This is a genomic window from Chitinophaga ginsengisoli (assembly GCF_003014595.1).
Classification (GTDB): domain Bacteria; phylum Bacteroidota; class Bacteroidia; order Chitinophagales; family Chitinophagaceae; genus Chitinophaga; species Chitinophaga ginsengisoli.
Genome location: NZ_PYGK01000001.1, coordinates 228,958 through 249,499, shown reverse-complemented (window position 1 = coordinate 249,499; position 20,542 = coordinate 228,958). Strand labels below are relative to the sequence as shown.

Sequence of the window (20,542 nt, the reverse complement as noted above, 5' to 3'; positions counted from 1 at the left end):
CTTTCTGTTATTGTTGATGATCTATTTTCCAGATGGTTTAGCTGCAGTAGCCGCGGTAGCTGGTTGTGCAGGTTTTGCCTGTTTTACAGCAGCCGTGCGCAGTGCCGCAGTTTTGCTGGGCTGCTTACAGCAGGCGGCGCCTTTTGCTTTGTCTTTTTTACAGCAGGAAGCCTCTTTGGTCTTGTCCTGGGCGAATACTGCACCAGAGAAGAATAATACGACGCTCGCTCCTAAGATCAGTTTTTTCATGACTAGTCTGTTTTATGCTGATAAAAATAAGCAATTAGATGGTAGCAATCACGGTTTGACCTCCACGTACCACCTGTTCCAGTTGTACATTCACCTGGGTGCCTACCGGCAGGTAGATATCCACCCTGGAACCGAACTTAATGAAACCCAGCTCCTCGTTTTGTGTTACCTGCATACCGGGTTTCAGGTAATTCACGATACGGCGGGCTAATGCACCGGCAATCTGCCTTACCAGGATATCGGCTTTTCCATTACCAATCACTACGGTATGGCGTTCATTTTCCGTAGAGGATTTTGGATGCCATGCTACCAGGTATTTACCCGCATGATACTGGGACAATTTTACCTGTCCGCTGATGGGGTTCCTGTTCACGTGTACGTTGGCAGGGCTCATAAAGATGGAAACCTGCAGACGTTTGTCTTTAAAGTACTCAGGCTCATAGGTTTCTTCAATCACGACTACCTTACCGTCGCAGGGAGCAATTACCAGGGATTCATCCAGTTTCATTTCCCGGCTCGGAATACGGAAGAAGGAAATGATAAACAGGAACAGTACCAGGGAAAAGGCAGCCACGATCCTGCAGAGCAGCGGCATCTGTCCTAAAAAGTAGAATACGGCGCCGTTAATCAGGGCAAGAACAGCAAAGGTCAGTAAAATGGTAGCTAATCCTTCTCGATGGATCTTCATTGTTGTTATGTTATTTAATGCGAAGTTAAATCATTGCAAAGAAATGTACATATAGCCAGGCAAATGGAGCTGCCAGCAACAGGGAATCAAAGCGGTCCATAAATCCTCCATGACCCGGCATGATGCTGCCGGAGTCTTTCACACCCGCCATACGCTTCAGTTTTGACTCGATGAGATCGCCAGCTGTACCGAAAATAGCAGCAATAGCAGCCAGTGCCAGCCAGTGCTGCAGGGACAGGTACTCTCTTCCCCAGAAATAGCCATACACGCCTGCGGCGGCAACCGCCAGGATCATACCTCCTACTGTACCTTCTATAGTCTTTTTAGGTGAAATGGTGGGGGCAAAAGGGGTGCGTCCTATCAGGGAACCGACGATGTAAGCCATCGTATCGTTGATCCAGATAAAGGCAATCAGCAGTAAAGGGATCAGCCAGCCGGGACCCGTACCTGTGGCGGTATCAGTGAAGCGAATGGTATCATAATTCAGGCAAAGATGTACCAGCAGCCCCAGTGAAAGGGTGATATATGCCAGGCCCAGCGCGGAATAGCCCATATTTTTCAGGGAAAAGTCCTTGCTGAGCAGGATTTCTCCGATAGGCATGATCAGCAGGAATATGATAGCGATCCACCAGCCCAGGAATCCCAGGGAAAGGTTGGCAGAAGAGGAAAAATGCTCTCCTGTAAAGGCCATGATCAGGGCACAGCTGGCTACCAGCAGTCCGGTCTTGTGCCAGCCGGAGATATTATTATAATCAGGATCAATATGGCGGATGAGCTTAAAATACTCCTGCAGCGCAAAGAAATTGATCAGGAAAAAGAGCAAAAAGAATGTAAAAGGGCTATAAAGGATCCCGCCAAGCATCACGGCTACAAAGACCAATGCTGATGCTGTACGGGTAAAGAATGTTTTCATGCTGAAATCGCGATTGTTTTACAATAGTTTGTTGTTAAAGCGGAACCGGCCGGTCATATCAGGCCAGGCCATTGTTAATCTCCGCCAGCAGTTGCCTGGCATCTGCTTCCTGGGAGGTGTGTACAAACAGCTCTGCCATGCCCGGCAGGGCAGTCAGGTAAGTGGAGTCCTGCCTGTTGATCAATACAACATTGATCCCATTTTCTTCCAGCATGCCCCGGACAATTTCCGCACGGAACACTTGATTGGTATAATAAATTTTCACCCAGTCTTTTTCCATAATAATCTGTTTGTTAGGACTAAAGTACGATTACTTCCCGATTGATTCAATATTGTCGTTAAAGTCATCCCTGTGATTATGTTCCCGTTCTCCGGGCATAGTGCGCTTATCAAACAACCAGATAGCCCCGATGGTAAATGCCAGGCTGAGTGCGGCGATGTACCATTCGGTTGGCGTGGAAGTCATCGGGTCTGTCTTTATCATTTTCGCCTGGTAAAGATAAACCATCACCACCTGCAGGCCATTATTCAGGAAATGGCCCAGCATAGACAGCCACAGATTACCGCTGAGGTAATAGATAGCGCCCAGGAGGAAGCCCAGTAAGAGGCGGGGAATGAAGTCCATCCACTGCATGTGAATGGAGCTGAAGCAGAGTGCAGCGATAAATACTGCCAGCCAGGGCATCTGTGGCATCATTTTGATGAACAGGCGCTGTACGACACCCCTGAAGAAGAATTCTTCCGCTATGGCCGGAATAACAGCAATGATGACCAGGTTGATGAGTAAGCTGGAGATGTCGGGCATCGTCAGCAGTACCCGGGTCAGCACTTCCGTCTGTTCCTCCATTTTCCTGAGCTCGGGCGAAAAGGGCCAGGTATGGTTCCAATCGCCGGTATAACTCACAAAGGGAAGGGCCACCAGCATAATCAAAAATGCTAATATAATAGGAAGAAAACGTGGTTTCCGGTCTATTCTCAGCCAGTTAGCAGGGCGGTTGTCCACCATGAAGGCAAAAAATATGGGTGGCAATAAATAAACTACCAAAGTGTATAGAAATTGCGTTAATTTCAGATAGCCGAGAACTTTAGGGGATACAGGGTGCAAGGCCTCTTCGGCACTGGATAGTTCACTTTGGAGTGTCGTCAACGAGTAACCGCTTATTGCCGGGAATACAAAAGCGAGGAAAAATATATATAAGACTAAAAACAGCAGAAATAAGCCAACAAATGCTGCGAACTGTAGTGATGGCGGATATTGCTTCAAACGGCCTGTCATAGATTAAATTTGCGTAAATTTACAGTGCGAAATCGAGTTGACAATTGGTTTCCGGATTTCCCCGGAAGAAGGAGGTCAGCCTACAAATGACAAAATGGTAAAGATTGGAAATATAACATTAGGCAATTTTCCGCTATTGCTTGCTCCAATGGAGGATGTTAGTGACCCGCCTTTTCGTGCGGTGTGTAAAGAAAACGGTGCGGACCTGATGTATACAGAGTTCATTTCTTCGGAGGGACTTATACGTGATGCGATCAAGAGCCGGCAGAAGCTGGACATATTTGATTACGAGCGCCCTGTGGGCATCCAGATATTCGGAGGCGACGAGGAACCAATGGCAATGGCCGCCCAGATCGTGGAGGCTACAAATCCTGATCTGCTGGACATCAACTACGGTTGCCCGGTGAAAAAGGTGGTTTGTAAAGGCGCTGGTTCGGGTATCCTGAAAGATATTCCCAAAATGGTGAAGCTGACAGCCGCCGTGGTAAAAGCGACCCGTTTGCCGGTAACCGTGAAAACCCGACTGGGTTGGGACGATGATACAAAAAACATTGAAGAAGTGGCGGAACGCCTACAGGATGTTGGTATCCAGGCACTCACCATCCATGGCCGTACCCGCACACAGATGTACAAAGGAAATGCCGACTGGACATTGATCGGAAAGGTCAAGAACAATCCACGTATTCATATCCCTATATTCGGTAACGGGGACATATGTACCCCCGAGCAGGCTATTGCAGCCCGCCAGAAATACGGAGTAGATGGTATCATGATAGGACGTGCCGCAATCGGATATCCGTGGATCTTCAATGAAATAAAACATTTTATGCAAACGGGTGAACATTTGCCTCCGCCATCTGTTTCAAAACGGGTAGAAGTATGTAAAAAACACCTGAGGCATTCAGTAGAATGGAAAGGAAATGTGGTAGGAATACTTGAAATGAGACGACACTATACCAATTACCTGAAAGGGTTACCTCATATAAAAGAATTCAGGCAGCAATTAGTAACTTGCAGTACATTGGCAGCTGTAGAAGAAGTGTTAGATACGATAGCATTGCATTACAAAGATCATATAATTGAAAGGACATCCCCCCTTACTGACCAAAGCCTACTGCCAGCAAAGAATGAAGTAGAAGATTGTAACGTTTACGGATAAACCCCAGGTTCAACTATTAAATTTCTTTCACATGGCCACGATTAAAAATCTGAAAAATGAAGTCTGGAAAGACTTGCAGATTAAGAATAAATCTGCCCTGCGTAAAAGGTATGCAGTATCTAACATGGGAAGAGTGATCAGCTATTACGAAGATATTTCAGACGGGAAATTGTTGTCCGGGTCCACGGTAGAGGGCTATACCGTATTAAATGTAAAGCCTGCGGATAGTTACCAATCTCTTTACCTGCACCGGGAAGTCGCAAAGTTGTTTAATAAGAAGCCGGGACGTACCTATAAGTACGTTATCCACATGGATTACGATAAGAAAAATAATAAAGCCACCAACCTGCAATGGGCTACCAAAGAAGAAATGGAAGCTCACCAGCAGTTCAGTCCCGCTAAACTTGCCTATAAGGAAAAACAGCGGAACCGCGTAAAGGGGCTGAAGCTGAACATTACCAAAGTAAAAAGTATTAAACGTCTGCTGGCAAAGCCCGGCAGAAAAACAATGAAGCAGATCGCTGAGCAGTTCGATATCAGCGAAATGCAACTCTACCGCATCAAAAGCGGCGAGAATTGGAGCCATGTAACACTGGATTAAAGCCTGGTTTTCCAGGAATGATCATATGATGTTGTCTGACATACAAGCCATCTGTTTCATGACAGATGGCTTTTTTTATGAACACCTGGTGATACTGTCCAGCAATTCAGTATAATGCCTGCTGGCCCTTAATACCGGTTCATGCCCCATGATGATCACCTGATGCCTGGCCCTGGAAAGCGTTACCAGCAATTTCCTGTCCACCTCTACCCTGCTGTCTTCCCAGTGAAATGCCCCCAGGTTTTGTAACTGCCCTAACTGTATAGGGTGATATACTGCCAGCGATACGATAATGATATCATTTTCTGCTCCCTGAAACCTTTCTGCCGTGTCAATATTGATGGCCTGCAGGGCATCATCATTTCCTATCAGTTCCCTGATAAGGCTTATCTGCGTGCGCCAGGGAGTGACTACGCCCACGGTCTCACTATTGAAACGATGGCCGTACTGCTGCCTCAGATAGCGCAACAAGGACACGACCTGTTGTGCTTCCGTACGGTGCATTTTGGAGGTAGGCTCATGTGGACTGGGGATGAACAAAGTACGCCCCCGGGAAAGTACATAAGACCAGTTATCAGTGCCGGTATGCTCCTCCGGCTTGTATGGGAGTGATTGTAATGGATTACCCGCTGAGAGTTGCCCGGCATAGTAGTGGTTGATCAGGGACGCGATATCGTTGTGCATCCTGAAATGTGTATTCAGCATGCCCCAGGCATGGCGCCACTGCATTGCCTTACAACGCTGTATCAGCCGTTCGAACAAGGTACAGCGGAGGTCTGTAATGCCCTGTGCAGTCAATAAGGGCTGCGTGGTCCGACAGAACTGATCGGCCTGTGCCACAACCGGAGGTAATTGGTTCTGGTCTCCTATCAGAATGAACTTCCGGAAAGGCATCAATAGTCCTAATAACTGTGGCTCCGTCAGCTGAGAGGCTTCATCCGCGATCAGGGTATCCATCTTTACACCCAGTAACTGCAACAGATGGAGGCGGGTGGCCATAGTCGCCACCGTTCCTACAAATACGCGCTGATTCATGATAAACTTTCCGGCGCCCTCAATATCTCCGTTCAGGCAAAACTGGCGAAGCTGGTGTTCCGCAGCAGAACGGCGGCTACCCATGCGAAGATGAGGGATACCTTTGCCCTCCAGCTTCCTGCAAATCTCCTCCACCGCGCGATTGGTAAAAGCGACGATCACCGTTTGGCTACCCGTATTTACGAGAGAAGATACCAGTGCTGTTAGTAGTGCAGAGGTCTTGCCGGTGCCCGGTGGTCCCTGTATGAGATAGTAGTCTTTTGCTTCCAGTGCTGCCTGCAAAATAGCCTGCTGGTTGCTGTTAAACATCTCCGGGCAGGACATGTCCAGTGGTCCTGTGAGAGGCGCCCGCTGGCCCAGCAGCAGTTCCATCCGCTGTGCAAACCGGGGCTCCAGCACATGAAACAGGGACGTGGCCGCTACCCAGTAGTTGGATTCATAGATATCATGTTCTATGACCCACAATTGCTGCTGACCAAAGAAGTCGTGGGTGATCTGCCGGTTATTCAATGAAAAGGTAAGACTGGCCTTTCCCAGGGCGTCTATCCTCCCCTTCAGTACCTGGTGCCGTAAAGGGAACAGTCCCTCCGGAGACCGGGGGTAAATGATGGCAGTATCGCCAACACGGAAATTATGATTGACGGGTATATGAATATTGAAAACGACCGTACTGCTTTCCGCATCGAAATGCCGGAACTGCAATCCGGGGATGATGTTAAAACGCTCCAGCTTTTCGGCTTCAGACAACTGCCAGAGGGCGGCAAAGCCTTCCGAATCGTCTTCCCGCTCTGGCGCTGAATACATACCACATTTTGCCAGCAGGTATTCCCGTAGCAGGAAGGACAAGAATTGCTGGTAGTAGGTGCGCAACAAAGGAGATGCGGTGGTATATACTTCTTCGAATGCTGTGAAATGCATTGCGCTGAAGGAAGGCAACCCCTCGGCCGCGGCTGTGGTGATTTGATCGAGGATCCCGTATTCACCCGCTGCCAACCGTAATAACTGGGAGACGACTTCATTACGCAGCGCCAGCAGTTCATTTTCTGCCGGCCGGTTGCTGCTTACATTCCGGAGTGGGGCATCGTTGGCGGCCGAATACAAAATAGCAGAACTGCCACGCCTTTCATCGCCAAAAGCAGATTGTAGCAGCAGATTATATCCCACTACCTGCATCTCATGGTTCTTCCAGGCGCCATGATCCGGAGAACGGCCGCTTTTTAACTCAAAGATCTCCTTACGCAGCGGGTCATGATCATCTTCTGCCAGGATATCCAGTCGTCCCTGTAGTCCGTATAAGGCAGAGAAAAACGTAGGTTCTATCCTGACAGGGCGGTTATGTAGTTCTCCCGCCGCCTGCAACAGGTTAGGCCAGTGTTTTGTCCGGATGTCGGTAAACATGTTGTTGAGCTCTACCCGGCCATAGGCCGCCGCTTGTAACACATTTTCTGATACCGCCTCCACAAAGGATTGCCGCAGGTCCATTTCGGGATTGCGTAGCACATTGTCGAGTAGGGCGTTTACCACGTTTCCTTTAAAAGCGGCAACGCCAGGCGTTTGTGGCACCAGCTTCTTTACCAGGTAAAGCAGTTTGCCGGCTCCCTGCCTGCCAAAGCATTCCGCCAGATCACTGATATCTACCAACAGGTCCGGTTCCAGGATGATCCTGGTAGTATGAACAGCTTCATATAAATCCGGCGCCTCGGTTTTACTACAGTGTAGTATATGCACGGTGTCATAAGCGCGCAACTGGGCATGTAGCAGTGTAGTATGCACCTGTACGCTTTCGGAGATCATTAGCTGGAATGTTCCCAGATCATCGTTGCGACAGCCGAGGATGAAATAGGGTGCCTGATCGGCTCTTTTCTGTAAAGGGCCAACAGCTGTAACGAGACATTTCAGTTGTGGTACCAATGCCGCTGAAAGCTGCCGCGTATAGGTCAGGGTACTACCCTGTACGGGAAGACAATGTTGCGTCAGTTTGTCCGGGACAGGTACTTCGCAGAAGTGCTGTATGGCATTTGCCATCGTCTGTACGCAGATAAGGGATAACGCTGTATCCGCTATCAGTGTTCCAATAACGGCTTTGTGCGTATGAATGCGCAGGGCAGTGAGTTGCTCCTGCAAAGCAGCAGGAACGGGATATTTATCAAAAAAGAACTGCATACGGGCAAACAGGTTGCCGAAACTGCGTGTTTCTTCTTTTGTAAGATAGCGGAAAAGCTGTTCAAGCAACTGCCGGAGCTGTCGCAATGTTTCAGTTGGAGATGGCCTGCTGGCTGCTTCCTGCAGACGCATATAAAAAGCCTGGCCGCTAAGTTGGTGTGTTGGAACATTGAGCTTATTCACTGACATATTCAACCGACAGGTCAACAATCATTAACAATTGTAAACGATGAAGTAATCAGCAATATAAGTAAAAAGCCTAAGCGGCTTTACGATGTGATTTGTCTTTTCTTTTTTCTGCCCTGAATAACCATGGCGCTGTTGGTTTAGCAAGTGACCACAGTCCGATCTTCTGTCTCTTCGCTGTTGCCTGTGCAGCCGCCAGCGGTGCGCTTTTCGAATATTCAGTGTAATGCCATGCATATCCGTCAGAGATCATCCGGCCATTGATATACTGGCCATCTGCATTGTATGCATCGCCTATCCAGCGTTGATACTTGTCTGTACGCAACAGTTCCACCGTAACGGTTTTATTGAAGCATATATCTGCCAGGGCCTGTTTACTTCTCTGGTAGAAGTCCTGGCCCTTTTCCGGCGCATCAATAGCGCTTAACCGGATCTTGTAAGTAGTTTTATTTACCAGCAATTCAAATGTATCGCCGTCTATCACCCGCACTACTTTCCCTTTCACTTTCTTTGGCGGTTTCGCCGCATGGGTTATTTGAGTAAACAGGCATAGGATAAGACATGAGACCACACAATAAAATACTTTCGGCATTGTCACGCTGGATTTAGGGATGCGAAGTAACAAATTTTTGTTCTACCTTCCGAAGGATTTAAAGTAATAAGTGAACATGTCTAACAAGAAAATAGCCATCATCGGTGGTGGTAACCTGGGGAAAGCGATAGCACAGGGGCTGCTAAAGAGCGGGTTTTCAACGCCTGCAGACCTGACTGTGACCAAGCGTCATCTTGCTTCATTAAGCGATCTGCAATCATTAGGAGTACAAACAATTTCTGATAACGAAGCGGCAATACGGGGCGCTGAGGTCATTGTAGTGGCATTGAAACCGTACAACGTGAAAGAAGTATTGACACAGGTAAAAGCTGCCTTCGATCCTTCCCGTCATATTCTGATCAGTGTAATAACCGGTGTTACTATCGATGACCTGGAGCAGATAGCAGGAGCCGGTATGCCGGTGGTGCGTGCCATGCCCAATACAGCTATTGCCATACAGGAGTCTATGACGTGTATCTGTCATAAGAATGTGTCTCAACAACAGGAGGCTTATGTAACAGAAATGTTCAATCAGCTGGGTGTAGCAGTAAGTATCGATGAAAAACTGATGGAAGCAGCAACTGTGCTGGGCGCCTGTGGTATTGCGTATGCATTACGCTTTATCAGGGCCAGCATACAGGGTGGTATTGAGATCGGGTTTGATGCCCGTACAGCCAACCTGATCGCAGCACAAACGGTAAAAGGCGCTGCACAGCTGTTGATCAAAGAGAATCGTCATCCGGAAGAGGAAATAGACAAGGTGACAACGCCTAAGGGCTGTACCATTGCCGGCCTTAACGAGATGGAACATCAGGGTTTCAGCTCCTCATTGATAAAAGGAATTACTGTCTCTTACAATAAGATAGCCAAGGATTAACTTCAGACAACTTCCTGTTTGGGATAATCAAAGAAAAGGAAGGACTTCCTGGCGCGGTCAAAGTCTTTCCATGACTGAATGTTTGCCTGAACAGCAAATACGCCGGAGGTGGGAATATTATCAATCCTGATTTCCTGGGTTACATAATTGGCAAAGTCGGTAATACCTGGATTGTGTGCAAACAGGGCGACTGTATCTATGTCATCGTCAATCTTCGTGATCACTTTCAGAAAGGTAGAGGCATAACACAGGTATAGCTCCTCCTCCAGCAGGATAGCATCTTTGTCGTAGTGCCACTCCTTGGCCATGAGCCTTGCTGTGCTTTTAGTACGTTTGGCCGGACTGGCAATAAGCAGCTCAGGCGTGATGCCCCGGTTTGCGAGACGATGAGCCATTTCAGGGGCGTTCAGTTTGCCACGTTTATTGAGAGGCCTGTCAAAATCGTCTACGTCGGGGTCATTCCAGCTTGATTTGGCATGACGGATAAGTAATAATGTTTTCATAACAACAATGTTATTATGTAGCAACAAGAGATTGCCGTTCGCGGTTTGAGTTAGTTCCTATTTAATACTAACTAATTTACGGATTTTACTGAAAGTAAGTGTTATACAGGAGCCTCTGCCGGCCGGGGAATGGTGGATTTAAAGGAAATTTAATAATGGAGATCTCCAAAAAAAAAGGGCCCGTTTTACACGAGCCCTTTTATATTCTTAGTATCCTCTTTCGTTTTTGCCTTCCATGTAATTCATAAATGCTTTATTCACTACACGATTACCACCAGGTGTCGGGAAGTTGCCGGTGAAGTACCAGTCTCCCAGGTTATTCGGGCAGGCTTGGTGCAGGCTTTCGATGGACTGGTAAATGACATCTACTTTAGCATTGATGTCGGAAGGTGTAATGATCTCGGCGATCTTGGCGGAAATCTCGGCTGTTGTGAAAGGTTTATAAATATTTCTCACAACGTTCTGGGCATGCAGGGTATTGGTGCGCTGCAGTTCCATACAGAGACCATAGGCTTCCTGAAGGATGTGTTCCTTGCCATGATCTTTTAACAGCTCAATAGCCGCCTTAAAGGCCACAAAATCCCCTATTTTACTCATGTCAATACCGTAACAATCCGGATAACGGATCTGTGGAGCAGATGATACCACAATGATACGTTTTGGTCCCAGACGATCCAGCATCCTGATGATGCTTTCGCGGAGGGTGGTACCACGTACAATGGAGTCATCTATAACTACCAGGGTATCTATACCCGGACGTACTGTACCATAAGTGATATCGTATACGTGCTGTACCATCTCATTACGGCTGGTATCAGCAGTAATGAAGGTGCGCATTTTCACGTCCTTAATGGCAATTTTATCTATACGGATACGGCGGTTCACCATTTCCGTCAGTTTCTCTTCGTCGAAGTCTTTACCCCATGACACGATACGTTCTACCTTTATCTTGTTCAGATAATCTTCCAGCCCTTTCAGCATACCGTAGAAGGCAATTTCCGCTGTATTGGGAATGAAGGAGAAGATGGTATTACGCAGGTCATTGTCTATGCTTTTCAGCACAGTTTCAGACAGGTTGTATCCTAAAGCGGTACGTTCTTTATAGATCTTTTCATCATTTCCGCGGGAGAAATAGATACGTTCGAAGCTGCAGGCACGACGCTCTTTCGGTGCGAGGATCTGCTCTATGCTGTATTCCCCGTTTTCTTTTACGATCAGGGCATTACCTGGCATGAGTTCCAGTACTTCATTCTCTCCCACATTGAACGCTGTGCGGATGGCAGCACGTTCAGAAGCGGCAACAATGACATCTTCATTGACATAATAATAAGACGGGCGGATACCGTGGGCGTCACGCATAACGAAGGCATCTCCGCTACCGATCAATCCACATACATGATAACCTCCGTCAAACATAGAAAATGCCTGCTGGAGGATATTTTTCACATCCAGTCCGTTACGTCTTTCTTCATCTTCCCTGCTGAGGAAGTGGTGCAATACTTCCAGCATGGCAGCCAGGTCACTGTTGCGGTGTGTTTCTCCCGGTTCAACGTTCACGAACTTGAACAGTTCATCCACGTTCACCAGGTTAAAGTTACCGGCAAGGGCGAGGTTGCGTGCAGGAATGGTATTGTGACGTACGAAAGGGTGGCAGAGTTCTACGTTGTTCTTGCCTTGAGTGGCGTAGCGGAGGTGTCCCATCATCAGCTCTCCGAGAAAACGCATGTGGCCTTTCATGAGGCCCGGGTATTTGGTGATTTCCGGCTGGTATTTTTCTATTTCGTCTATTTCGTCTCTGACCTTGGCAAAGATATCTCCGATGGCTTGCGGTGCGCTGCTTCGCAGGCGATGCATAAATGGTACTCCCGGTTCCGTGTTCAACTTTACTGTGGCTATACCTGCTCCGTCCTGTCCGCGGTTATGTTGTTTCTCCATCAGGAGGTACAACTTGTTGAGGCCGTAGAAAACAGTTCCGTATTTCTGTTGGTAATATGAGAACGGCTTTCTAAGTCTGATAAACGCTAGTCCGCATTCATGTTTTATGGCATCACTCATCCCTATTAGAATTGAAGGCGCAAAGTTACGGGTAAAAAGCCGAACGCCCAACGCTGAATGATAAATGCGAGGCTACCCCTAAAACAACAATCCCCGGCATATATTATGCCGGGGATTGCTATTGAATTATATGTGTTATTGTTTTGCTATACTTCCCATCCACTTGGCGATGTGGTTACATTGTTTGAACTCGTCTTCCACATGGATATAATATGTCGGGATCTTTTCTCTCAGCCATTTATCGCGGGCGTCCTGCTGCTTCAGCTGAAGGGTGCGCTGCTGGATACGGGCATAATCGTCGGTCATATTTTCCCGGTGAGGATTTGTACGTGTTTTCAGATAAATAATGCGGATACCACCGCGGCCGCCTGGCTGATCATCGACATAAGGTATTGGTTTAGAGATGCCTCCTGGTTTCAGGGTGTCGAGTAACAGTACTATATCTCTTTCAGAAGGCTGGTCCAGCTGGTCAATGGTGATCAGGGTGCTACCGTTCATTCTGTTCTGCAGCATACCACCATCGAATTTCGACATCTGAAGGTCACTGAACTTCGCTACTGCTTCTCCGAAAGTCATTTTTCCATCCAGAATAAGCAGGCGCACGCTGTCCAGTTTCTTAGTCGCTTCTGTCAGGTCACTACGTGTCACATTCGGTTTCAGCAGGATATGCTGTACGGTGATGTTGTCTCCCTGACGTTTGATACATTGGATCAGGTGGTAACCGAACTGGCTTTTTATCGGTGAGGAGATCTCGTTTTCTTTCAGACGGAAAGAAGCTGCGAGGAAGTCAGGGTCCCACTGCTTGTCATTACGGTTCAGGATGTATACCCCTTTATTTTCCTTGGCGCCGGGATCTTCTGAATAGAGTATCGCCAAACGTCCGAAATCACTGGTTTTATCCTGCACCTGTTTCTTGAACTCCTGCAAGCGGTCTATCGCATACTGGTCCATTTCCTTGGTAGCTTTTGGCAATATTACGATCTGACCGATTTCCAGTTCAGATTCGTAAAATTGGAGACTATCTTTAGGGATAGCGTCGAAATATTTCTTTACTTCGGAGGGTGTCACCTTCACTGAACCAGTGATCTTGTCCTGCATTGCTTTTGCCAGCAGCCCTTCTTTAATAGGCTGGCGGAAACGCTCACGTAGTTGGTAAATAGAGTACCCGGTCACCTCTTTCATTTTCTCACGGCTGCCGTAGAGATCTTCGAAATAACGGATACGGTTGTCAATCTGACCATCCACATCTTGTTCACTCACGGGCAAGCTATCTCTTTCCGCCTGCATCACCATTACTTTTTGAGCAATGATTTGTTCCATGATCATACAGGGAGCATTAGGAGGTATAGTACCATCTGGAGTAGAACGCTGCAGATTGACCATTTCCCCCTCGATATCCGATCTGAGAATGATTTTATCCCCCACAATAGCTGCGATTTTATCAGCTACCATTTTCTGCTGGGCTGCGGCTACCTGACAAAAGAGTAAAGTACCCGCAGAAAGTGCAAAAATTTTATTCATGTTAACAAGTGCAGTGAAATTCAAAAATAGCCAATAAAAAATAAGCCGCTATTGGGCGGCTTATCTTTTTAACAAAAGTTTATGCTGATATTATAAAGTCCTCTTAACTTCTACTTCTTCAAAGCCTTCCACTATATCGCCCACTTTAAGGTCGCTATAGTTTCTGATACTCAGACCACATTCCATGTTGGAGGCAACTTCTTTCACATCATCCTTGTAGCGTTTCAGAGAGGCCAGTTCGCCGGTGTAGATTACGATACCTTCGCGCACCAGGTTTACACGGGTGTTGCGGGTAATCTTTCCGTCCAGTACAAAACAACCTGCTACGGTTACCTTGTCGAAACGGTAAGTTTCGCGGATCTCTACGTTGGCTACTACTTTCTTCTCGATCTTCGGCTCCAGCATACCTTCCATCGCGCTCTTCAGCTCGTCGATAGCGTCATAGATGATGGAGTAAGTGCGGATCTCGATGTTCTCTTTTTCTGCCAGTCTGGATGCCTGAGAAGAAGGACGTACCTGGAAACCTACGATGATCGCGTCGGATGCAGTTGCCAGCAATACGTCGGATTCTGTGATCTGACCTACTGCTTTGTGCACCACGCTTACTACGATCTCTTCGGTAGACAGTTTCTGCAGGGAGTCGCTCAGCGCTTCTACAGAACCATCAAAGTCACCCTTGATAATGAGGTTGAGCTGTTTGAAGTTACCCAGTGCAAGACGGCGTCCGATCTCATCCAGTGTGATGTGTTTCTTGGTACGGATACCTTGCTCACGGATGATCTGTGCACGGCGGTTAGCCACTTCTTTCGCTTCGGATTCATCTTCAAACATGCGGAACTTCTCACCTGCCTGCGGCGCACCGTTCAGACCCAGCACCTGTACAGGTGAAGATGGTCCTACGGAGTCAACACGCTGGCCGCGTTCGTTGAACATCGCCTTGATCTTACCGAAGTGAGAGCCGGAAGCGATGGTATCTCCCTGATGCAGGGTACCGCTTTGTACCAGCACGGTGGCTACGTAACCACGGCCTTTATCGAGGGATGCTTCAATTACGCTACCGGAAGCTTCCCTGTTCGGGTTCGCTTTCAGTTCGAGTAATTCAGCTTCCAGGAGTATTTTTTCCAGCAGGACGTCTATGTTCAGACCGCTCTTGGCAGAAATTTCCTGGCTTTGGTATTTACCGCCCCAGTCTTCCACCAACAGGTTCATACCTGCCAGCTGTTCTTTGATTTTTTCAGGATTAGCGCCGTCTTTATCCACCTTATTGATAGCGAATACCATTGGCAGGCCTGCAGCCTGTGAGTGGGAGATCGCTTCCCGTGTCTGTGGCATGATGGCGTCATCTGCAGCAATCACGATGATGGCGATATCGGCTACTTTGGCACCACGGGCACGCATCGCGGTGAACGCTTCGTGACCCGGAGTATCCAGGAAGGTGAGCTTTTTACCGGACGACGTAACTACCTGGTAGGCACCGATGTGCTGGGTGATACCCCCTGCCTCGCCGGATACTACGTTTGCATTACGGATATAGTCGAGCAAGGATGTCTTACCATGATCTACGTGACCCATGATGGTCACAATAGGTGCTCTTGGGATCAGATCTTCCTCATTATCAGTGATTTCTTCTTCCTCCATTTCATCCGCATCATCTACACCGATGAATTCCACTTCATAACCGAACTCTCCTGCTACCAGTTCTATCACCTCTGCGTCCAGACGCTGGTTGATAGACACCATGATACCGAGGCCCATACATTTTGAGATCACCTCAGCAAAGCTTACATCCATCAGGTTAGCGAGTTCACTTACAGATACGAACTCTGTTACCTGGAGTTTGTTGTTTTCAGCTCCCTGGTTGGCCATTTGCTCTGCGAGTTCGTGGCGTTTCTCACGGCGCTGTTTAGCTTTAGTATTCTTACCACGGTTACCACCGCCAGTCATTTTGGCCATGGTTTCCTTGATCTTATTCTGGATTTCGTTCTTATCGATTTCTTTGTCTTCAGGTTTCCTGTCGCGATCACGGTTGAAGTTACCCTGACCACCCGGACGGTTACCAAAGTTGCCACCTGGACGGTTTCCGCCACCATGCTGGCCGCCAGGTCTGTTACCACCTGGTCCGCCGCCTGGACGGTTACCACCACCGTGTGGTCCGCCACCTGGTCTGTTACCTCCAGGTCCACCTGGACGACCATCGCGGTTAGGCGCAGCGTGCGGTCTGCTAGGACCACCACCTGGTCTGTTGGTATTGTCACGGTTACCGCCACCTGGACGGTTATCCCTGTTATCTCTATTATCTCTGTTGAAATCTCCACGGTTACCTGGACCGCGGTTTTCGGTGTTACCACCTTTTGAAAGATCGCCTGGCTGGATAGGTTCAGGTTTCTTTTCAACGATAATGCGTTTCCGCTTACGGTTGTTGTCGGCATTGTTGTTGCCGCCACCACCACGGTTGAAATTACTGTTACCCTTGTTGTCGCGTCTTTCTGAATGTACAGGCAACTCAATTTTTCCGATCACTTTAGGACCGGTGAGTTTTTCGGCCTGTATATTTTCAATAACGGCAGTGCCTCCGTTATCCTCCTGGTCTGATGCAATGTCTGCTGCAACTTCGTCCATATGCTGTGCGGCCGGTTTCTGTGCGGGTTGTTGTTCTTTCGCTTCTGCCGGTTCTTTAGTTTTTTCCTGAGCAGCTGCCGATTTTTCGGCTGCCGGCGCTTGTTTCTCTTCCACAGCGGGGACAGCAGGTTTTTCAGCAGCAGGTGCTGTTGTTTTTTCTTCTTGTACCGGTGGTACGTTTTGTACTGGCTGCACGGGTTGCTGCGGTTTGGCTTCAGGTTGTGCTGGTTTGGTTGCTTCTACCGGAGGCTGTTGCTGTGCAACGGGTTGCGGTTGTGCCGGCGTTTGCGGAGCAGGTTCTTTTACCTTTTCTTTCTCGCTGGCGGTAGGTTCCGGTTGTTTTGCAACAACTGGTTTCTCCTCCTGTTCCGGCTTCCTGAAGGATGTCGGTGGTGCAGGAGGTCGTTTTGGTTTATTCAGTGCATCCAGATCAATAGTGGCGATGACTTTCGGGCCATTGATCCTGGGCGTATCTGTTTTTGTAACTTCCGGTGTTTCCGGTTGTGTCTGTACAGGAGGCGTTTTCTCCGCAACAGGCTGTTGAGGGGCTACGACTGGCTCTTTAGGAGCTTCTTCTGCTTTGACAACAGGCTTTTCTTCCGCCACCGGTACCGGTTTTGGCTCGGGTTTAGGTTCAGGCTTAGGCTCCGGTTTAGGTTCGGGCTTGGGCTCTGCTTTAGGCTCCGGCCTTGGTTCTGGTTTTGGTTCAGGCTTAGGCGCTTCAACTGCGGCCGCGGGTGTGGGTTCCTCTTTAGGAGCTGCTTCTTTCTTCTTGGCTGCTGCCTCTGCTTCTTCCTTCTCTTTCTTCTTCATTGCATCTAACACACTTCCTTTAGGCAGGGCTATCTGATCGCTTTTGCGCTTGTTAGCCTTGTCCTGCTGGAACTCGGACTGCAAAGCTGCATACATCTGGGACGTAAGGCGGGCATTGGGTGAGCCAAAGCCCCCCATATCATAGCCCTTATTAGCAAGGAAATCGATCAGCGTTTCCTTACCAATATTGAACTCCTTGGCTGCAGCCAGCAATCGTGGCGTGTTGTTTGTTACTTCAGGCATATTGTAATCTCGGGCCTCCCCTTTTTTCCCGTTAGCTAACGGGACTCCTTTTTAACAATTAACAATAACTAAAAAATACTTTCTGTCAAGTAAGCCCACATCCCGGGGAAGTTGTGGTATGGACCTACTCTTTATCAAATTCTTCCTGTAGTATTCTTCTTACCTCTTTTACTGTTTCCTCTTCAAGGTCTGAGCGGCGTACCAGTTCCTCTACTGTCAGGTCAAGTACACTGCGGGCAGTGTCACAACCAATACGTTTGAGTTCATCCAATACCCATTCTTCGATTTCATCGGAGAATTCTCCCAGATCAATGTCATATTCGGCCTGTTCCTGCTCTTCATCACGGAAAACATCAATCTCATAACCCGTCAATTCGCAGGCCAGTTTAATATTGACACCTTTTTTTCCGATTGCTAGAGACACCTGGTCTGCCTTGAGGAAAACAGAAGCATATTTATTTTCATTATCCACTTCCATACGGCTGATCCTCGCGGGCGTCAATGCACGCTGGATCAACAACTGTATATTGGAGGTATAGTTAATGATATCTATGTTTTCGTTACGCAGTTCACGTACAATCCCATGTATACGACTACCCTTCATACCTACGCAGGCACCAACAGGGTCAATACGATCGTCATAGGATTCCACTGCCACTTTAGCTCTTTCTCCTGGTTCGCGTACGATTTTCTTGATTACGATAAGGCCGTCAAAGATCTCGGGAACTTCAATTTCCAGCAATTTAGCCAGGAAGGTCGGATGGGTGCGGGAAAGAATGATAAGCGGAGCGTTATTCTTCATCTCCACTTTTTTCACTACTGCCCTTACATTTTCCCCTTTCTTGAAATAATCGGTAGGAATTTGTTCAGATTTAGGTAAAATTAACTCATTCCTTTCATCATCAAGCAATAAAACTTCTTTTTTCCATACCTGGTACACTTCACCTGTTACAATCTCCCCTACACGGTCAGCATATTTCTTTACAAGAATATTCTTTTTCAGGTCACCGATACGGGCAGAAAGCGTCTGCTTTGCAGCAAGGATGGCCCTGCGGCCAAAATCCATGATCTCTACTTCCTCATAAAGGTCTTCGCCTACCTGATAATCTGGTTCAACTAAAATGGCTTCAGAATAAGCAATCTGGGCATTATCGTCTTCCACTTCACCATCTGTTACAATGGTACGGCGGCGTAAAATTTCCAGGTCACCTTTCTCAGTATTTACAATCACGTCAAAATTCTCATCAGAGCCATACTTTTTACGGAGAAGAGTTTTGAATACATCTTCCAACACTTTCATTAACGTCGGACGGTCAATGTTTTCCGCCTCCTTAAACTCCGTGAATGACTCAATCAGGTTAATACTAGCCATGTTTCGGTTATATTATTATATTTTAAAACACGATGCACACCTTCGTGTGCTTGATTTCATTTAAATTTATGTCAGTTGTTTTTTTCTCTTTTTTCTTCCCTACCAGCTCCTCAATCGTCACCTTCTCCTCTGTAATAGCCAACAGCGTACCTTCTTTTTCGGAATTATCCAATAAAGTAACAGCCACCTTGCGACCAATATTTTTAACGTATTGACGTTGAAGTTTCAGCGGTTCGTCCAATCCGGGAGAGGATACTTCCAGGGAAAAATCGTTGTCAGGGAACAAATTAGCACCTTCAAGCCGGGTGTACAGGTTCCGGTTAAATGCGACCAGTTTATCTACAGGTACGCCATTATCCCCGTCTACAAAGAGTTTTACATTATTTGTGGGCTTTATCCGCACATCTACTACGAAGTATTCCGGATAAGGTGCAAGCATTTCTGCTGCCATGTCACGGATGTTTGTTATCACTTGTTCATTTGCCATAAAAAAACGAGAAGGGGACCGCTCAGTCCCCTTCGTTAGTATCATTTTCCTATGCAAAATTAGGATTTTATTTTGATCCAAGAACATTTTCTTTAACTTGTATGAAATAATTTCATTAGAGAAAACGCCCTGTCCGCAAAGATTTCAAAAAATTATAATAACTGTACCCCTGATACGAAATATGCAGATTAAAGCATACATACAACGTGTTAATATAGAGTTGATCGTGTGGCCAACAGCTTTATTACTTTTATTTTTTATGGATCCCCATCAGGACAGTAAAGCAACTTTCTGCCTATTGAAAAGAATGGGAATACCCTGGTGTCCCGGATGTGGCCTGGGTCATTCCATTAGTTTTTTCTTACATGGAGAGTGGCGTGCCTCCCTGAAAAGTCATCCCCTGGGCCCATTTGCTATCTTAATATTACTGTATCGGACTTTTCAACTCGCCAGACTGCAATGGCAATCTTTCGCAGAACCTAAAAACCACTATACATGACAGATTTCGTAAGCTTACCCGGTATTGAACAGGAAGAGCTATTATGGCTACAGGAACTTACCCGCGACTACTCCATTGAAACCCGTCAGCGCTTCCTGGCTGTTTATGAAGGACGGAGAAAGGATCCCCAGCTTATTCTTATTCTTTGCCTCGTAGGACTAATCGGCCCGGCAGGTATTCACCGCTTCCTGATGAACCAGGTAGGTATGGGCGTTTTATATATTTTAACAGTTGGTTTGTGCTGGATCGGTACTATTGTTGATGCAGTCAATTATCGTAAATTGACCTGGGAGTACAACAAGAAGGCCGCTCTTCAGAGTGCCGCACTGTTAGGTCTATAATCAGGTTGATCTGCTTTCCTGGCTGTTAAAGAAAACTTAAAGGCCAATTTTTCTCTGCCCTGAAAGCAGATTAACTGCTACATTTGTTCCATGATACTGAAATACGCATTTTTAGCATTCGTGTTCTGGTTGCTGTACAAATTTGTATTTGACTTCATCGTGCCGGTATATCAGTCTACAAAACATGTACGCAGGCAGATGGGAGACATCCAGGAACATCTCCGTCGTCAATACCAGCAACAGGAACAGGCCCAGAGACAGGCTGCCCAGTCGCAGCAACCGCACACCGCTCCTAAAAAAGCGGAGAAGGGGGATTACCTGGATTTTGAGGAAATCAAATAGTCATCACT

19 protein-coding genes are annotated in these 20,542 nt (G+C 47.3%); 6 read left to right on the top strand and 13 right to left on the bottom strand.

What is annotated here, in order from left to right; translation table 11 throughout:
• Positions 1–21: 21 nt before the first annotated feature.
• From CLV42_RS01030 to CLV42_RS01010, 5 genes are read right to left on the bottom strand one after another with little or no spacing between them, the layout of a single operon-like run.
• Positions 22–249 carry a hypothetical protein gene (locus CLV42_RS01030; RefSeq protein ID WP_106600045.1) on the bottom strand — a complete coding sequence of 76 codons (228 nt, stop codon included), beginning with the start codon at positions 247–249 and terminating at the stop codon, positions 22–24.
• Between the two features lie 34 nt (positions 250–283).
• A complete protein-coding gene (locus tag CLV42_RS01025; RefSeq protein ID WP_106600044.1) occupies positions 284–937 on the bottom strand; it encodes a phosphatidylserine decarboxylase family protein in 654 nt (217 codons plus the stop codon).
• A 25-nt stretch (positions 938–962) separates the two neighbouring features.
• Positions 963–1,850 carry a phosphatidate cytidylyltransferase gene (locus CLV42_RS01020; protein ID WP_106600043.1) on the bottom strand — a complete coding sequence of 296 codons (888 nt, stop codon included), beginning with the start codon at positions 1,848–1,850 and terminating at the stop codon, positions 963–965.
• A gap of 58 nt (positions 1,851–1,908) precedes the next feature.
• On the bottom strand, positions 1,909–2,130 hold the full coding sequence (locus tag CLV42_RS01015) for a putative signal transducing protein (protein WP_106600042.1): 222 nt from the start codon (positions 2,128–2,130) through the stop codon (positions 1,909–1,911).
• A 30-nt stretch (positions 2,131–2,160) separates the two neighbouring features.
• Positions 2,161–2,856, bottom strand: a complete 696-nt coding sequence (locus tag CLV42_RS01010; RefSeq protein WP_170117349.1) for a CPBP family intramembrane glutamic endopeptidase — start codon at positions 2,854–2,856, stop codon at positions 2,161–2,163.
• A gap of 364 nt (positions 2,857–3,220) precedes the next feature.
• Here CLV42_RS01010 and dusB point away from each other — a divergent pair, with 364 nt between their 5' ends.
• Both dusB and CLV42_RS01000 read left to right on the top strand, forming a co-directional pair.
• Positions 3,221–4,285 (top strand): tRNA dihydrouridine synthase DusB, encoded by a 1,065-nt coding sequence (gene dusB, locus CLV42_RS01005; RefSeq protein WP_106600690.1) that lies wholly within the window; start codon positions 3,221–3,223, stop codon positions 4,283–4,285.
• A gap of 31 nt (positions 4,286–4,316) precedes the next feature.
• A complete protein-coding gene (locus CLV42_RS01000; RefSeq protein ID WP_106600040.1) occupies positions 4,317–4,886 on the top strand; it encodes a helix-turn-helix domain-containing protein in 570 nt (189 codons plus the stop codon).
• 75 nt (positions 4,887–4,961) lie between these two features.
• On the opposite strand, the gene CLV42_RS00995 is transcribed toward CLV42_RS01000, so the two are convergent.
• Together CLV42_RS00995 and CLV42_RS00990 are read right to left on the bottom strand one after the other, a co-directional pair.
• A complete protein-coding gene (locus CLV42_RS00995) occupies positions 4,962–8,273 on the bottom strand; it encodes a DEAD/DEAH box helicase (protein ID WP_106600039.1) in 3,312 nt (1,103 codons plus the stop codon).
• A gap of 70 nt (positions 8,274–8,343) precedes the next feature.
• Positions 8,344–8,862, bottom strand: coding sequence for a thermonuclease family protein (locus CLV42_RS00990; protein ID WP_106600038.1), 519 nt, complete (start codon positions 8,860–8,862; stop codon positions 8,344–8,346).
• A 76-nt stretch (positions 8,863–8,938) separates the two neighbouring features.
• Between CLV42_RS00990 and proC the strand changes: the two genes are divergently transcribed.
• Complete coding sequence (gene proC, locus CLV42_RS00985; RefSeq protein ID WP_106600037.1) at positions 8,939–9,739, top strand: pyrroline-5-carboxylate reductase; 801 nt, start codon at positions 8,939–8,941, stop codon at positions 9,737–9,739.
• A gap of 2 nt (positions 9,740–9,741) precedes the next feature.
• Here proC and CLV42_RS00980 read toward each other — a convergent pair whose 3' ends face one another.
• From CLV42_RS00980 to CLV42_RS00955, 6 genes are all read right to left on the bottom strand, one after another.
• Positions 9,742–10,242: a SixA phosphatase family protein gene (locus CLV42_RS00980; protein WP_106600036.1), complete on the bottom strand. Its 501-nt coding sequence runs from the start codon at positions 10,240–10,242 to the stop codon at positions 9,742–9,744.
• 207 nt (positions 10,243–10,449) lie between these two features.
• Complete coding sequence (locus CLV42_RS00975) at positions 10,450–12,297, bottom strand: amidophosphoribosyltransferase (protein WP_106600035.1); 1,848 nt, start codon at positions 12,295–12,297, stop codon at positions 10,450–10,452.
• Between the two features lie 135 nt (positions 12,298–12,432).
• Positions 12,433–13,818, bottom strand: a complete 1,386-nt coding sequence (locus CLV42_RS00970) for a peptidylprolyl isomerase (RefSeq protein ID WP_106600034.1) — start codon at positions 13,816–13,818, stop codon at positions 12,433–12,435.
• 90 nt (positions 13,819–13,908) lie between these two features.
• Entirely contained in the window at positions 13,909–17,493 is a 3,585-nt protein-coding gene (gene infB, locus CLV42_RS00965; protein WP_106600033.1) for a translation initiation factor IF-2, read from the bottom strand.
• A gap of 124 nt (positions 17,494–17,617) precedes the next feature.
• Positions 17,618–18,865, bottom strand: coding sequence for a transcription termination factor NusA (gene nusA / locus CLV42_RS00960; protein WP_106600032.1), 1,248 nt, complete (start codon positions 18,863–18,865; stop codon positions 17,618–17,620).
• 22 nt (positions 18,866–18,887) lie between these two features.
• Complete coding sequence (locus CLV42_RS00955) at positions 18,888–19,316, bottom strand: ribosome maturation factor RimP (RefSeq protein WP_245901394.1); 429 nt, start codon at positions 19,314–19,316, stop codon at positions 18,888–18,890.
• Positions 19,317–19,533: 217 nt separating this feature from the next.
• On the opposite strand from CLV42_RS00955, the gene CLV42_RS34525 reads away from it, so the two are divergent.
• The 3 genes from CLV42_RS34525 to CLV42_RS00940 all read left to right on the top strand — a co-directional run bounded on the left by CLV42_RS34525 (position 19,534) and on the right by CLV42_RS00940 (position 20,534).
• Complete coding sequence (locus CLV42_RS34525; protein ID WP_106600030.1) at positions 19,534–19,851, top strand: DUF2752 domain-containing protein; 318 nt, start codon at positions 19,534–19,536, stop codon at positions 19,849–19,851.
• On the top strand, positions 19,848–20,192 hold the full coding sequence (locus tag CLV42_RS00945; RefSeq protein ID WP_106600029.1) for a TM2 domain-containing protein: 345 nt from the start codon (positions 19,848–19,850) through the stop codon (positions 20,190–20,192). Before CLV42_RS34525 ends, CLV42_RS00945 begins: the two co-directional genes overlap by 4 nt.
• Positions 20,193–20,282: 90 nt before the next feature.
• Complete coding sequence (locus tag CLV42_RS00940; RefSeq protein ID WP_106600028.1) at positions 20,283–20,534, top strand: hypothetical protein; 252 nt, start codon at positions 20,283–20,285, stop codon at positions 20,532–20,534.
• Positions 20,535–20,542: the final 8 nt, after the last annotated feature.

Coding starts and splice junctions, on each gene's coding strand:
- CLV42_RS01030 (WP_106600045.1), bottom strand. CDS start 249: ATGAAAAAACTGATCTTAGGAGCGAGCGTCGTATTATTCTTCTCTGGT.
- CLV42_RS01025 (WP_106600044.1), bottom strand. CDS start 937: ATGAAGATCCATCGAGAAGGATTAGCTACCATTTTACTGACCTTTGCT.
- CLV42_RS01020 (WP_106600043.1), bottom strand. CDS start 1,850: ATGAAAACATTCTTTACCCGTACAGCATCAGCATTGGTCTTTGTAGCC.
- CLV42_RS01015 (WP_106600042.1), bottom strand. CDS start 2,130: ATGGAAAAAGACTGGGTGAAAATTTATTATACCAATCAAGTGTTCCGT.
- CLV42_RS01010 (WP_170117349.1), bottom strand. CDS start 2,856: ATGGTGGACAACCGCCCTGCTAACTGGCTGAGAATAGACCGGAAACCA.
- dusB (WP_106600690.1), top strand. CDS start 3,221: ATGGTAAAGATTGGAAATATAACATTAGGCAATTTTCCGCTATTGCTT.
- CLV42_RS01000 (WP_106600040.1), top strand. CDS start 4,317: ATGGCCACGATTAAAAATCTGAAAAATGAAGTCTGGAAAGACTTGCAG.
- CLV42_RS00995 (WP_106600039.1), bottom strand. CDS start 8,273: ATGTCAGTGAATAAGCTCAATGTTCCAACACACCAACTTAGCGGCCAG.
- CLV42_RS00990 (WP_106600038.1), bottom strand. CDS start 8,862: ATGCCGAAAGTATTTTATTGTGTGGTCTCATGTCTTATCCTATGCCTG.
- proC (WP_106600037.1), top strand. CDS start 8,939: ATGTCTAACAAGAAAATAGCCATCATCGGTGGTGGTAACCTGGGGAAA.
- CLV42_RS00980 (WP_106600036.1), bottom strand. CDS start 10,242: ATGAAAACATTATTACTTATCCGTCATGCCAAATCAAGCTGGAATGAC.
- CLV42_RS00975 (WP_106600035.1), bottom strand. CDS start 12,297: ATGAGTGATGCCATAAAACATGAATGCGGACTAGCGTTTATCAGACTT.
- CLV42_RS00970 (WP_106600034.1), bottom strand. CDS start 13,818: ATGAATAAAATTTTTGCACTTTCTGCGGGTACTTTACTCTTTTGTCAG.
- infB (WP_106600033.1), bottom strand. CDS start 17,493: ATGCCTGAAGTAACAAACAACACGCCACGATTGCTGGCTGCAGCCAAG.
- nusA (WP_106600032.1), bottom strand. CDS start 18,865: ATGGCTAGTATTAACCTGATTGAGTCATTCACGGAGTTTAAGGAGGCG.
- CLV42_RS00955 (WP_245901394.1), bottom strand. CDS start 19,316: ATGGCAGCAGAAATGCTTGCACCTTATCCGGAATACTTCGTAGTAGAT.
- CLV42_RS34525 (WP_106600030.1), top strand. CDS start 19,534: ATGCAGATTAAAGCATACATACAACGTGTTAATATAGAGTTGATCGTG.
- CLV42_RS00945 (WP_106600029.1), top strand. CDS start 19,848: ATGACAGATTTCGTAAGCTTACCCGGTATTGAACAGGAAGAGCTATTA.
- CLV42_RS00940 (WP_106600028.1), top strand. CDS start 20,283: ATGATACTGAAATACGCATTTTTAGCATTCGTGTTCTGGTTGCTGTAC.